Origin of the sequence: Colwellia sp. 1_MG-2023 (genome assembly GCF_030546755.1) — a bacterium.
Lineage (GTDB): Bacteria > Pseudomonadota > Gammaproteobacteria > Enterobacterales > Alteromonadaceae > Thalassotalea_H.
Genome location: NZ_JAUOPE010000001.1, coordinates 354,062 through 368,378 on the forward strand (window position 1 = coordinate 354,062; position 14,317 = coordinate 368,378).

The window sequence follows — 14,317 nt, forward strand, 5'->3', positions numbered from 1 at the left end:
CTTTGCCTTTTAAGTGTAGGCAAAAATCAAATAATTGCTATTGTTAAACAACATTTTTTATTAACTTTTTTTGACTACGATTTAGGGCATTGATTTCATAAACATTTGATACTTTTCTCGACCATATATCACCCAATGAGGAGAGGCATCTCCTGTTCCTTGCGCCTGCAAACTCGGATATTGTTTAATCACCTCACCAAGGGTATTGGTTTGTTGAGGTTCAATATCGACAAATAGAAGATGTTTACCATTATTCACTAAGCGTTTGAAGCGTCTAAAGTTGATATTATCCGTTTGAATACCAATAAAACCGCCTTCCCATGTACAAAAACCAATAATGACAATAGACAGAAATACAAAAGGTAACCAGCCACTTGGACTATTAAACCAATTCATCAAATAAGCAAAAATCAAAGTAATTATGGCTAGGATAACACCAACCACAGCACCAATTTTTGTAGAATGGATAACATCTTTTTTTAGCACAGATTCAATCTCATGTAACTGTAGTTTGGCGACTTCTGCGTCTTGCTCACTTAATACATGAATTTGAGAACCCAAAAAATGTCGACTTATCAAAGCCTGCTCAACCTGAACCAAATCTTCCAAACTATCTGTTATAAAGTAATGCCTTAACATAAGTTACACTCCTTAATAAGTAACTTCCAGCTAACGTTTGGACCTTCCTGTGGTGATTAATTATTAATAAAAATAGCTATTCTCACCGAAAAACAATTAATCTTACCTGAGTATAGACCTAAAACAATCCCTTAATAAGGTGATTAACGAACACGAGTAAAATAAAATTATTTAAGTGAAATATCCATACGCATTTCAACAAGATACTGTTTAAAACCCGCTTTGGTATAGGCGCTAACCGCTGCATCATTGTCTTTAAAAACATCTAAATGCAACATGGTAACCCCTTGCTCTAAACTCCATTGTGTTAACTCGTCGATGACAAGCTGGTTCACCCTCTTTCCTCGGTATTCTTCTTCGACAAACATAAACCCTAAATAACTATAAAAACTATATTTGGCATACTTTTTTGCAGGTTTTATCCGCGCATAGCCACAGGCAATTATTGCTTGTTCGCATTCAACAACGACTAATTGAATATCTTCAGAAGCAATCAGAAACTCAAGATCATAATATTGTATCGGATCATCGGCTAATGTTTCATCAAACGGGCGCTCGGCTGCAATCACCCCTTGCTCAAAAACTCTTAACGTATCAATATCATTTAATGTCGCCGCACGAACTTTCATTATATTTTCACTTAAATAACTTTTTAATAATAAATAATCACACGAGTTGTTTATGGTTTCAATAGCATGTTTCAATGACATTGCTTATTTAAAATCAATGCTCTAACGCAAGGTAGTACTAAATTTTTATCAATTCCACTATGGTTTCGTTGATAGCTTAGTTACTATATAGCAAAGAAATAACAGGCAAGTAGGTTTGCAATTGTATTGCATACATAAAAGGTAAACTGATGGTTACTTCCCCACCACATTTAGTAAGAATTATTGAAGATAGCTTCGGCCAACTAAGTAATGGCGAGTCAGCTTCACTTTTCACCTTAACTAACCGGCAAGGCATGCAAGTAAAAATCACTAATTTTGGTGGTATTATTGTTTCAATTTTAGCGCATGATAAAACCCAACGTTTAGCCGATATTGTTTTAGGTTATGATCGGGTAAGTGATTATGAAAAAGATAGTTATTATTTAGGTGCTGTTATTGGTCGGTATGCAGGCAGAATCGAACAAGGACAATTTGAACTCGATGGAGAGTTACATCAACTCAAGCTCAACGCGCCTGACAGTCAATTACATGGTGGAAAAAACGCGTTAAATAAACAACTATGGCAAGCAACTACTTCGCAAAATAACACAAGTAGTACTGTAACACTTACTTATACTAGCCCCGATGGCGAAGAAGGGTTTCCGGGTGAAGTTAATTTTACCGTTACGTATCAATTCACCGATAACAACGAATTAATTGTTGAGTATTTTGCTAATACCACTAAAACCACCATTGTTAATTTAACTCAACATAGTTATTTTAATTTAGCTGGGCATGACTCGGGCAATATTCATCATCATCAAGTTTGCATTAACGCTGATTATTTTCTCCCTATGTCGGAAAAAGCCTACCCAACAGGTGAAATTAAATCAGTTGCGAATACCGCCCACGACTTTACTCAAGCAAGTTGTTTAACGACAAATATTGATAATACAGACGATGAACAAATTCGTATCGGGCAAGGGTTTGATAATTACTGGTTGTTAAATGAAAACGCCTTAGCTTTGAATGAATTTGCCGCGCAAGCCATTGATGAGCGTTCAGGCAGACGTTTAACTATTTATACTGACCAACCTAGTATGATTTTATATACGGCTAATTATATTGATGGCAGTCATTACGGGAAAAACAATACACAGTATCAACGTCGAGCAGCACTTTGTTTAGAGCCACAACGCGCCAATAATAAAGATAAAGGGGTTAATATTGAAAATTGTAAATTAACACCACAGCAGCCGTTTTATAGCCAAACTCGTTATGTGTTTGATTTGATCTAAAACTTCAGCTCTCAACTCTCAACTCTCAAAGAAAAATAGTACGCTAAAACGCAAAAAGAAGTGAACATCACTTCTTTTTTGCCTGTATTTAATACAGAAAATTTATTAACGACAATATTAAACGTCTAATAACCTTTTAATATCTTCGGTGATATTAGCAATATTATTAACATCAACCGGTGCAATAAAAATCGTATCATCACCTGCTAATGTTCCTAAAATACCGGCGGATTCGCCCATACTGTCTAGCATTCTAGAAATTAACGGTGCACCACCTATGCCTGTTTTTACAATAATTTGCGTATTATTATGCTTAACACTAACCACCACAGATTGGATCGCTTGGCGTGATTTCGGAATGGCTAATTCATCCGGTAAAATATAAACAACCTGATCATTGGCGTTACGCATTTTTACCGCGCCTAACTTTGAAAGTAAGCGTGAAATTTTAGCTTGAGAAATATTAGTAAACCCTTGGTCATCTAGCGCTTCTGCTAATTGACTTTGTGATCCATAACATTGCTCATGTAATAAAGCTTTAAAGGCGAGTTGAAGTTCAGCTTCGTTTTTCTTACGTATAGATGTCATTGTCTTTTTTAATATAAATCCCTGATATAGATATATTAGCCATTTTCCCTGACTAATCCTACTTTTTATTCACTAATATAATACTTTAAAACGCTATACCATTGTTTACTAACGATATTGGCTTATATTTATTTGTTTTAGATGAATATTTATACGAATTCAAGTCATTATTAATCTTCTTTTACTGCTTAATTTAAATAACTTAAACAACTAGTTTGCGCTGCTCAGCGATCCCCATGGAAAGAATATATGGGTCTTGCTTCTGTTGTTCAATAAAATCCTTCTTAGACGATAAGCCTAACCAGTTATGTTCAATCAAACATTGTGCAACAGCGCCTCCTAAAGTTGCCCCTGGTCCTAAAATAATCAACTTATCTGGTGCATATTCTTTAATAGCTACTTCAATCGCTTTACTAAAGTTATATGGCGCTGTGACTTGCGTAGTTAAGGTATACTGATGTAAATCATTAATATCAGTTGAGTACGGCTGCCAACTATTTCCTAAGCCATCAATCAAAGGAATCTCAGGGGTAGTAAACAACGAAACAGGTAATTGTTTTAATGCTTGCTCAGATACACTCGCTAATAAAGGCGTGTGAAATGCGGCATGATTAAAGAGGTTCATTGGATAGCGTTCATCCATCACCGGCAAACGATTTTCTAGCGCTTTCAATCCTTGTTTATTACCACCAAAAACCAGATATCCTCCCAAGTAAATTGACAGATAAACTTCACAATCTTTGTGCTGATTTACCTCAGCCAAACATTGCATCACGTGTGCTTCACGAGTTTTATCTTTATGCCAACGTTCGTCAATAATAGGATATATCAATTGCCCGCCAATCAAACCATTGGTCATCATCGAGCCCATGGTATTGATCAACTCAATAGCGGTATCATTATTTAATGCACCAGCTACCGCCAAAGCAATATACCACCCCATTGAATTACCCGTGACAGCAACAACATCATAAAGCTCATTATTGATAGCTTGATGATCATTATATGCACACGCATAAATCAGCGCAGAGGCATTCTCACCAGCAGTATGCGTTCGCATACTATAGTTTGCCATTGCGTCGAGTTCGCTAATTGCTACTTGACCTTGTAATTGTCGATATTGATCAATATGTTCAATAAAATTAAGTTTATCGCCATGATAGTTTTTTAAATAGCCAAGCTCTTCTTTATTATAGGTGCCACGTCCTGGACAAATTACTACAGCGCGTTGTTTTTTATTTGTTGTCATTGTTATTTTCCTACGCTTTCACTTTAGATTGAACGTTAGCGTTTGTTGCACACATTTCACTGGCCGTTTTAACAATATCGTCTTTGCTAGGTAGCACATGATAAGCGGCACTACCAAGTGGTATAAAGCTGTCTTGAGCGCAAAGTCGTTGCACAGTGTTGCGTGTATTCATTGATTTTTCATAAAGTAGCGTGATGATAGCTTCACTAATTGAGCCGGTTTTTCGACACTCATCAACAATTAATACATGTTCACACGCCTGCGTATGCTCAATAATGCCCTTTTCATCTAAAGGCGCTAACCAGCGTAAATCTACAACCCGACATTTAATACCCTGCTCTGCCAGTTCTTTTTCCGCTTGGCGAGATAAGTAATAACCATTCCCGTAGCTTAAAATACATAAATCAGTGCCTGAGCCATGTACTGCAACCGCTAAGTCGTCATTTGCTACTGGTCTACTCTCAAGCTCGCCATCCTCTTTCATGCTTGGACTATCAATATCGTGAGTAGAAGATTTCAATAATGGTTGCAAGGGTGATGGATATTCAAATGTCCATAGTCCATCACCTTCTTGATGTAGATCTTTGGTCATGTATAAAGCAATAGGCTCTAAAAATATCACGACCCGTTGCTGCTCTGTTGCCAATTTTACCGACGTTGTTAATAATTTAACTGCATCTGCGCCATTTGACGGACAAGCGATAATTACGCCCGGGATATCACGAAATACCGCAAACGAATTATCATTATGAAAGTGACCACCAAAACCTTTTTGATAGGCAAGTCCTGCAATGCGAATTACCATCGGATTGGTGTATTGACCTTTCGAGAAAAAAGACAAGGTTGCCGCTTCTCCGCGAATTTGGTCTTCGGCGTTATGCACGTACGCTAAAAATTGAATTTCAGGAATAGGGACAAAACCATTGTGAGCAAGCCCGATAGCGCCACCTAATATAGATTGCTCATCAAGCAACGTATTCATTACTCGGTTTTTACCAAAACGCTCAACTAGCTTAGTCGTCACATTATAAACACCACCTTTCTTCGCGATATCTTCGCCTAACAACACAATGTTTTCATGTTGTGCCATTAAATCGAGTAACGTCCAATTAATCAGTTTTGCTAGATGTTGTGGTTTGGTCAGGTTATGTTTTTCGTGCTGAAATAGCGTTTGTCGCTGCTCTTCGCTCACCACAATAGCTTTACTTTCAATACTTGGCGGCACAATACTTTCCATGACTTCATTGGCTGTATTTAATCGCGGTTTTTTAACGACTTCTTCTGCAATATATTCAACACGTTCAGCGATATTTTGATAAATATCAACAATTTCAGTCGCCGTTAAAATATTATTTTCGAGTAAAATTTTTGCAGTATGTAAGAGAGGATCATTTTGCTCATTTGCTTCAATTGACGCTTGTTTACGATAAACAAATTCAGCATCTGAGCCGGCATGTCCCAATAAACGAATTAATTTTACATGTAGAAAAACCGGTTGTTGCTTTTCTCTCGCTATTTTTGCTGCTTGCTGGCTGACACGATAAGTATCTAAGAGATTTAAACCATCACAAGTTAAATAAATTAATCCAGCTTTATTTTTATAGTTTGCTTCAATCCAACCATGAGGAGTTGACGTGGAAATACCAATACCATTATCTTCACAAACAAAAACGATCGGCATGGGAAGTGATTGAAAAGCCGCCCAAGCCGCACTATTTATTGCCCCTTGCGCGGTAGAATGATTTGAAGATGCATCACCAAAACTACAAACAATCACGCTATCATTAGGCATGTCACCTTGGTGCCCAAGTCGCTTTGCTAAACCAATAGAAAATGCTGCCCCCATAGCTTTAGGTAAATGTGAGGCGATAGTGCTAGTTTGCGGAGGAATCGATAACGCTTTACTGCCTAAAACTTTATGACGGCCTCCTGAAATAGGATCATCTTTTGCTGCAGCAAATGACAGTAACATATCGTAGATAGCCGTTTGTCCTGCCACTTGTTTACTTCGTTGCAAGGTAAACGCGCCACTTCGATAATGCAAAAATGCCATGTCACTGGCACGAAAAGCTTTCGCTATTGCAGCATTGCCTTCATGACCAGAGCTGCCAATAGTATAAAAACTTTGCCCTTGCTTTTGCATGACCCTGGAATGTAAGTCTAAATGGCGACTAGTGACTTGTGTTTCAAATAAATCTACCAAGGCACTATTTGTTAAGCCAACGTATTGTGGCGTTAGCTGACAACTGAGTTGTGGTAAATGTAATTGCTGAACAAAGTGAATAAAATTTTCTTTTACACACTGATTACGATCCGACATTGATGGCTACCTTCTTTTGCACTCAAATCATCAGCAATAACGATATGATTGTTAGGTTCGTTATTGCTGAACTTAGTCAATATTAAGTTTTTAAAAAAAGGCCTGAATGCCTGTTTGCGCACGTCCTAAAATCAAGGCATGAACATCATGCGTGCCTTCATAGGTATTAACCGCTTCTAAATTCATCATATGCCGGATCACATGAAATTCATCTGCGATCCCATTACCACCATGCATGTCTCTAGCGGTACGAGCAATTTCTAATGCTTTGCCACAAGAGTTTCGTTTAATTAATGAAATTGCCTCTGTCGCTAAAGTGCCTGCATCCATTAAACGGCCCACCTGCAAACAGGCTAATAAACCTGTGGTGATCTCCGTTTGCATATCGGCAAGTTTCTTTTGAATTAATTGTGTTGCAGCTAAAGGTTTGCCAAATTGCTCACGATCTAAAGTATATTGTCTTGCGGCATGCCAACAAAATTCAGCGGCACCTAATGCTCCCCAACCAATGCCGTATCGCGCTTTGTTTAAGCAACCAAACGGTCCTGATAAGCCTTTAACATGAGGCAGTAAATTTTCTTCTGGTACGAAAACATTATCCATCACCACTTCACCGGTGATTGAAGCACGTAAAGAAAATTTCCCTTCAATTTTAGGCGCTGATAAACCTGTCATGCCTTTTTCTAAAATAAAGCCTTTGATCACACCGTCCAATTTCGCCCAAATAATAAAGACATCAGCAATGGGAGAATTAGTGATCCACATTTTATTACCGGTAAGTCGGTAACCACCGGCCACTTTTTCCGCTCGGGTTGACAAACTAGCCGGATCTGAACCTGAATTAGGCTCAGTTAAACCAAAACAGCCAATTAATTCGCCGGTTGCAAGTTTGGGTAAGTATTTCATTTTTTGTTCTTCGGTACCGTAAGCATGTATAGGATGCATTACTAAAGAAGACTGCACACTCATGGCACTTCGATAACCGCTATCAACACGCTCAACTTCTCGGGCAATTAACCCATAGGTGACATAATTAACGCCTGCACAACCGTATTTTTCTTCAATGGTACAGCCCAATAAACCTAACGCGCCTAACTCTTTCATAATCTCAGGATCAAAGCTTTCATTTCTATTCGCCAATAAAACACGCGGTTGCAATTGTTCTTGACAATATTGATGAGCGCTATCGCGGATCATTCTTTCTTCTTCCGAAAGTAATGAGTCTATTAACAATGGATCTTGCCAGTTGAAACGAGGTTTTGAAGTTGACATTAGCCTTCCTATTTAAATGAGAAAATAACTTGTTATGAACAAAGATTAAGCAATATTTAGCTAAAGTTAAAATATAGTTTTCCTTTATCAGATATAGCTTTTAACTATAGCTATTTTCTCGTTTTTCCTTAATAATCAACCCATGGACTTAAAACACCTTAACTATTTCATCACGGTTTACGAGCAAAAAAGCTTTAGTAGTGCCGCTAAATATTGCTTTATCGCTCAACCGTCAATTTCTGCTGCGGTTGCACAACTTGAGCAAGAATTACAACAAGTGTTGTTTACACGCCATGCACGTGGTGTAACGCCAACTGAGCAAGGCGAAAAACTCTACCCTTTGGCAAAGCAATTGATTGGTCAGGCAGACGCCATTAAACAAACCTTTTTATCTCAAGGTATTCAGCAAAGCTTCCGCTTAGGAGTAACCAAAGGATTAGGGGTGAAGCGTATGAGCGCCTTATTAAATGACTTTACTTCTGCAGAGACTACTATGGAGTTAACCTTAGTACCGCAACATGAAAACTCAGATGCGAGGATCATCATCAAAGAAGAGTTAAAAGATGAGGAGAAATATCATTTAATTTGGCAAGAAGATTATTTATTGGTGTTGCCGATAAATCACCCGCTGTCATTAAAAGACGAAATACAGTTAACCGATTTAGACGGTTTAGCCTTTATTCAACGCTCGCCTTGTAATGCTTGGCAAATGCTCAATGACACTTTGACTCTTTCTGGCATTCAATTAGATATACGGGCAAAAATTCAAACTATCGATTATGCACTTGGCTTAGTACGAGCAGGTTTAGGCTGTGCATTGGTGCCCGCTCATCCTGAAATTATTGAAAATACTGATTTAACCTTTAAAGCCATTGATAAACTGCAATTAACCCGTGAAATTGTCCTCGCTTATCAACACACGACACCTTTGTTGAGAACTCTTAAACAACAAGTAAAGCTCATATCTGAATTTTAAATTTAACCAAGCTCAAGAATTCTCCAATAAACTGGCTTATACTTTACTTTATTTTTCTTACAATTTTTAAACAAATCAACGTACAAGCTAACTGCCATTACCACGCAACCTTTGTTAATATGCCGTATTCAAAAAAAGTTAATGATGCCAAAAGAACGACACTAATTATTATAATAATGACGCTAGAAACGCTTAAAAGGAATAGAAGACGAAATGAATATAAGGCTCGCTATACTACTTATGCTCTGCATCAGTACCAAAAGTTTAGCTAATGAAAAAAAGCCCCTTAACGAAAGTACGGTGTTTAATAAAACCTTTAGCTGGCAAGCACAAGCAGGGGTTTCATTACAACACACTACGTCCATTATTAAAGGAGTAAACCAAGATAATCTCGGTAACTATCTAAATATTTCGATTTTATTCGACTTTTATTACAAAGGTTTTTTTATTCAATCAGATCATCGTCGTGCAGACACCCATAATTTGGGAGCCGAAATTGGCTATCAATTGATCGTCGAAGATGACTGGGAATTGGACATTATTAGCAAATCTTACATTGGCGGTTTTAATCCAGAAGATGTCATAGACATCGCCGACAAAGAGATCCCGATACTATCAGGCTTAAAGTCAAGGGGGACTGCAGATGGCATTGGTATTCGATATACTCGTTTTCACGATGATAGTATTTTTTCTTTTGACATTGCCGCATTAGCTCCGTTGAGCGCAGCTGATGGTTGGGTGATGGACGCCTTTTACAGCCATATTGTTCCATATCGCAATTGGGATATTTATCTCAACGCTGGAGTCACTTATTATTCCGATAGTGTAATGGATTACTATGTTGGCATCGACAGTGAAGAAGTATCCCCCTTAAGAGAAGAATTTACCGCTCATCATGCCCTACGAACTCAAGTTGAGGTATTTGCCCAACGACCAATATCAGAGTCTTGGACATTAAATATTGGCTTAAGCCAAAATTATTATTTTGGCGATTTAAACGATAGTCCAATTGTAGAAACTGAAAATGCTTCCCAAATTATGGTGGGGGTACTTTATGTCTTCTAAACTGGGCAATGGAACTGCGTGGTTAAAATTTAAACTGATAGGCTCATTACTTGGCTTATTCTGTGTCTCAGAGCTCAACGCTCAAGATAACAGCCAAATCGCTCAATCAACAACAGCCAGTGAAATTATTTTTACTGCCAAACCGGCAAACTGTGTAGCCCTTCATCAAGGGAGAAAATGCTATGCAAGTGTTTCGCTGCAATGGCAAGCCCCTCAACAAGGCAACTTTTGTATCTATCAAAAAATGTCTAATAAAGTCATTCAATGTTGGAAAAACAGTAATGGCAGTCAAGTACAATTTGAGTTTGAGTCGAGCACAAAGCTTGAATATCAACTTGTGGCAATAGAGAAAAATCATGTATTAGCAGAAACCGCAATTGATGTAAGTTGGGTACATAAAGCCAGCCCAAGAAAAAGAAGATGGCGTTTATTCTAATGAGTATTAAACAGAGGAAAAGTCATGACTACTGCTTATAAATTACTTTTAGTCGAAGATGACCTTACATTAGCCGACTGGGTAATAGAGTATTTGCAAGAACAAGATTTTATTGTTGAACATGTCGCTCGTGGTGATCTGGTATTAAAAAAAGTAGCCGATTTTTCACCCGATTTAGTACTCTTAGATGTGATGCTCCCGGGGCTTAACGGCATTGAAGTGTGTCGTTTATTAAGGCAAGACTCGCAACTACCAATCATCATGCTCACGGCTCGATCAGATGAATTTGATGAAGTGATTGGTTTAGAAGCTGGCGCAAATGACTATGTTATCAAGCCAGTTAGGCCTAGAGCATTATTAGCACGAATTAATAGTGCCTTAAAAAATAACATCACAACGCCGCAAAATACGCAAGAAATCACTTTAGGACAGTTAAGTATTAATTGTGAGGCAAGTCGTGTTATCTATAACGGGAAAGAAGTAGAGTTATCAACAAGCTTATTTGCCTTCCTGTGGTTTCTCGCCAACCATGCAGGTGAAGTTGTTGATCGAGACACGGTATTTAAAGCACTAAAAAATAGAGAATATGATGGTCAAGACAGACGATTTGACGTCATGCTTTCTACCCTAAGAAAAATATTTAATGATGATCCGCAAAGCCCGAAAAAATTTAAAACGGTATGGGGAAAAGGTTATTTATTTGTTGCCGATGCCTGGAATGACTAAATCATGACTCGTTTGTTTTTAAGTATCATCATCGCGGTATTAGGATCATTATTTCTTATTGGCTGGGGCTTAGATAAACTTGTTGCTGATGATTATGAAACACAAGAAAACCCTGATGTGTATATTTATCAACAGCTCATCGAAGGGTTTAGCCAGCAATTGGGTGAACTTTCATCACAACAGCTACCCCTTGCAACAGAAAAAATGGCTGAACAATATCAACTGCCAATTAGCTTAGATAATATCAATAATGTTGCTTTGCCCGTCACCTTATTGGCTAAACTTTCACAGCATGGCGGTTTATTACTTGCAACAGATGAGGAAGCCTATATTTTACGTAAAATTCCACAACATCCACAGCAATTAATAAAACTACAACTTCCTATCGCCCCTGACGAAAATCAACCGTTGAACATCATGTTAACTGCAGTTTTATATATAGGTGTTTGTGCGATATTAATTATATGGCTTTTTCCTTTAGCACGTCGCTTGTTTATTTTAACCAATGCTGCAGAAAAAATTGGCAAAGGCGATTTAGGCGTTCGTGTTCCCATTAATCGCTTTTCCTACATCAATCGTTTAGAAAAAAGTTTTAACCAAATGGCCAGTCAAATTGAGAAACTCATGGCTGACAATAAATTGTTGGCGCGCAGCCTTTCACATGATATTCGTACGCCAATGTCCTGTTTAAGATTTGGCGTTGAAGCGGCGTTAGATAGCAATAATATTGCTAAGAAAAATGAATACCTTAATAGAATGGAAGCTGAGCTTACCAATATGGAAGCAATGACCAGCGCCTTTTTATCTTACGCCGGTATGGAAAGACAAGGAATAAATTTAAGATTTGAAAATCTCGATATCAATCAGTTTATTAGCGATATATGTCATGATTTTCAAGCCCTTGCCGAACAGTACAATGTCAAACTAACGTGTCAGTTATCAGAAAAGCCAATCATTTATTCACTAGATTCTCATTGGTTTCATCAAGCGTTACAAAATTTAATCAGTAATGCGGTTCAATATGCTAAAAGCCAAGTTGTTTTATCCATTGCAATACAAACGAAAACAATCGAATTTATCGTTGAAGATGATGGAAATGGCTTAGCTAAAGACGATTTAGCGAAAATATTCGACCCTTTTGTCAAACTTGATACGGCTCGTTCAAGAGAGCATGGCCATTTCGGTTTAGGGTTAGCTATTTGCCAAAAAGTTGTTCATTGGCATAAAGGCAAAATTAAGGCAAACAACTCAACAAACTTGTCAGGTGCACGTTTCACCATTTCACTCCCATACTCATAACGATTCCATTTTAGGAAAATAGTGCGGATGAATAAACAGAATAGTAAAGAATTAACCCGTCTAACTTTCGTCGAATAATCACTATCTTTAGTCCAGTTCTTGAGGTTTAATACTCGAATCATAACGAGAACTCAATTTTATACTTTATCTTCAAAATAACCGATAGAGAGACTAGATGAATAAACCAATTATAATTGAATATGTTACGGATGTTTTATGTGTTTGGGCATGGGTTTCACAGCAACGAATCGAGCGTTTAGAGGAAAAATTTGGTGATCAAATTCACTTACAATTTAGATACCTCGACGTGTTTGGCGATACACAACAAAAAATGCAAAACCAATGGGCAGATCGAGGACATTACCAAGGCTTTGCAGAGCATGTGAGAAACTCCGCCAGTTGTGAGCCTAATGCGGTTATTAATCCTAAAATTTGGCACGAAGTCCAACCAACTACTTCAACAAACGCCCACTTAATATTAAAAGCAATTGAGTTGGCCTATCATGCTGATAAAAGTAAAGAAATAGCAGCCATTATCCGAAAAGCATTTTATGTAAAGGCCTGCGACATTAGCCAACTATCGGTATTAATGCAGCTCGTCTCAGAGCATGGCTTAGATAGCACACTTGTTCAAAATTTTTTGGAAAACGGTCAAGCAATTGCCGCCTTAATGACAGATTATCAATCCGCGAAACAACAATCATTAAAAGGCAGTCCCACTTATATTATTGATAATGGCCGACAAGTTTTATTTGGTAATATCAGTGACAAGGTTTTACACGCAAATATCAACGCACATCTAAATTAGGGCATAAAAAAGCCCTAATTGTTCATTGATAACAACCCGTTTAGTTTAATCTGTGAGTAAGCGAATTTTTAACCAGTTGCCAATATCAATGAGTTGTTCAGGTAAAACACTGTGTGGCATAGGGTAGCTTTTCCACGCAACCGGATACCCTGCCTGCTGAAGTAATTGATTGGCAACTTTCCCCGCAGAAATAGGAACCACTTCATCTTGCTCTCCATGATGCTGCAATACTGCCGTAGTTGAATTTTCTACACTTAACATTTCAGGTAGAGTATCAGCACTCGGTAAATAGCAGGATAAAGCAAGAATACCGGCAAGCTTTTTAGGATATCTAAGGCCACTAAACAAACTGATCACGCCACCTTGACTAAAACCCGCCAACACAATATTTTGCTCAGCAATACCCGCCGCCACTTGCTCTTTAATTAATTGGTGAACTAATTGCTCTGATTTAAGTACGCCATCCATATCAGCTCGATTATGTAAATCCATGCTTTTAATGTCATACCAAGAACGCATTACATAACCTTGATTAATCGTTACCGGCTGCTCAGACGCATGAGGAAAAACAAAACGAATCCCATGATTTTCTGGTAAATCTAACATAGGAACAACCGGTGCGAAGCCATCGCCCGAATCACCTAGGCCATGTAACCAAATGACACAAGCGCTGGCAGGTATTTTAGGTTCAATTATAATTTTTTCTAGAGATTGTACTGACATTACTTTTCACTAACAGGAAGATTATGTCGCCTATGATAACAGCCCTTTCTGCTAATCCAAACATTCTAATCTTCCTATGATCTAGATTAATATCATCAAATAAGAACCTTGATATGCTAGTGGTAGTTACATCAATAAGATCACACTATGACACTGCAGCACTATCGAATGACGTCGAAAGTGGCATTTTTCTATTATTTATTTTTGCAACGTTATTAGATATTTTTCGTTTTGATCTTGAACTAGGCCATTTTATAATTTTCGGCCA

At 37.8% G+C, this 14,317-nt stretch carries 14 protein-coding genes; 7 read left to right on the forward strand and 7 right to left on the reverse strand.

The window, feature by feature from the left end:
* Window positions 1-81: 81 nt before the first annotated feature.
* Together Q4493_RS01525 and Q4493_RS01530 are read right to left on the reverse strand one after the other, a co-directional pair.
* Window positions 82-639 carry an NAD/FAD-utilizing enzyme gene (locus Q4493_RS01525; protein ID WP_303448855.1) on the reverse strand — a complete coding sequence of 186 codons (558 nt, stop codon included), beginning with the start codon at window positions 637-639 and terminating at the stop codon, window positions 82-84.
* 167 nt (window positions 640-806) lie between these two features.
* Window positions 807-1,268: a GNAT family N-acetyltransferase gene (locus Q4493_RS01530; protein ID WP_303448857.1), complete on the reverse strand. Its 462-nt coding sequence runs from the start codon at window positions 1,266-1,268 to the stop codon at window positions 807-809.
* A 230-nt stretch (window positions 1,269-1,498) separates the two neighbouring features.
* Between Q4493_RS01530 and Q4493_RS01535 the strand changes: the two genes are divergently transcribed.
* Window positions 1,499-2,587: an aldose epimerase family protein gene (locus Q4493_RS01535; RefSeq protein WP_303448860.1), complete on the forward strand. Its 1,089-nt coding sequence runs from the start codon at window positions 1,499-1,501 to the stop codon at window positions 2,585-2,587.
* A 117-nt stretch (window positions 2,588-2,704) separates the two neighbouring features.
* On the opposite strand, the gene argR is transcribed toward Q4493_RS01535, so the two are convergent.
* From argR to Q4493_RS01555, 4 genes are all read right to left on the reverse strand, one after another.
* Window positions 2,705-3,175 carry a transcriptional regulator ArgR gene (argR, locus tag Q4493_RS01540; RefSeq protein WP_303448862.1) on the reverse strand — a complete coding sequence of 157 codons (471 nt, stop codon included), beginning with the start codon at window positions 3,173-3,175 and terminating at the stop codon, window positions 2,705-2,707.
* Between the two features lie 202 nt (window positions 3,176-3,377).
* Complete coding sequence (locus tag Q4493_RS01545; RefSeq protein ID WP_303448864.1) at window positions 3,378-4,424, reverse strand: ACP S-malonyltransferase; 1,047 nt, start codon at window positions 4,422-4,424, stop codon at window positions 3,378-3,380.
* 10 nt (window positions 4,425-4,434) lie between these two features.
* Window positions 4,435-6,744, reverse strand: coding sequence for an alpha-ketoacid dehydrogenase subunit alpha/beta (locus Q4493_RS01550; RefSeq protein WP_303448865.1), 2,310 nt, complete (start codon window positions 6,742-6,744; stop codon window positions 4,435-4,437).
* A 90-nt stretch (window positions 6,745-6,834) separates the two neighbouring features.
* Window positions 6,835-8,016, reverse strand: a complete 1,182-nt coding sequence (locus Q4493_RS01555) for an acyl-CoA dehydrogenase (protein WP_303448867.1) — start codon at window positions 8,014-8,016, stop codon at window positions 6,835-6,837.
* A gap of 142 nt (window positions 8,017-8,158) precedes the next feature.
* Here Q4493_RS01555 and Q4493_RS01560 point away from each other — a divergent pair, with 142 nt between their 5' ends.
* From Q4493_RS01560 to Q4493_RS01585, 6 genes are all read left to right on the forward strand, one after another.
* Window positions 8,159-8,992 carry a LysR family transcriptional regulator gene (locus Q4493_RS01560; RefSeq protein WP_303448869.1) on the forward strand — a complete coding sequence of 278 codons (834 nt, stop codon included), beginning with the start codon at window positions 8,159-8,161 and terminating at the stop codon, window positions 8,990-8,992.
* A 300-nt stretch (window positions 8,993-9,292) separates the two neighbouring features.
* Window positions 9,293-10,057: a MipA/OmpV family protein gene (locus tag Q4493_RS01565; RefSeq protein WP_303448871.1), complete on the forward strand. Its 765-nt coding sequence runs from the start codon at window positions 9,293-9,295 to the stop codon at window positions 10,055-10,057.
* Complete coding sequence (locus tag Q4493_RS01570; protein ID WP_303448873.1) at window positions 10,047-10,493, forward strand: DUF3019 domain-containing protein; 447 nt, start codon at window positions 10,047-10,049, stop codon at window positions 10,491-10,493. Before Q4493_RS01565 ends, Q4493_RS01570 begins: the two co-directional genes overlap by 11 nt.
* A 24-nt stretch (window positions 10,494-10,517) precedes the next feature.
* A complete protein-coding gene (locus Q4493_RS01575; RefSeq protein WP_303448875.1) occupies window positions 10,518-11,219 on the forward strand; it encodes a response regulator transcription factor in 702 nt (233 codons plus the stop codon).
* Window positions 11,220-11,222: 3 nt separating this feature from the next.
* Window positions 11,223-12,518 carry an ATP-binding protein gene (locus Q4493_RS01580; RefSeq protein ID WP_303448877.1) on the forward strand — a complete coding sequence of 432 codons (1,296 nt, stop codon included), beginning with the start codon at window positions 11,223-11,225 and terminating at the stop codon, window positions 12,516-12,518.
* Window positions 12,519-12,693: 175 nt separating this feature from the next.
* On the forward strand, window positions 12,694-13,326 hold the full coding sequence (locus Q4493_RS01585; RefSeq protein WP_303448879.1) for a DsbA family protein: 633 nt from the start codon (window positions 12,694-12,696) through the stop codon (window positions 13,324-13,326).
* Window positions 13,327-13,371: 45 nt separating this feature from the next.
* Here the strand turns inward: Q4493_RS01585 and Q4493_RS01590 are convergent, their stop codons facing one another.
* Entirely contained in the window at window positions 13,372-14,049 is a 678-nt protein-coding gene (locus tag Q4493_RS01590) for an alpha/beta hydrolase (RefSeq protein ID WP_303448881.1), read from the reverse strand.
* Window positions 14,050-14,317: the final 268 nt, after the last annotated feature.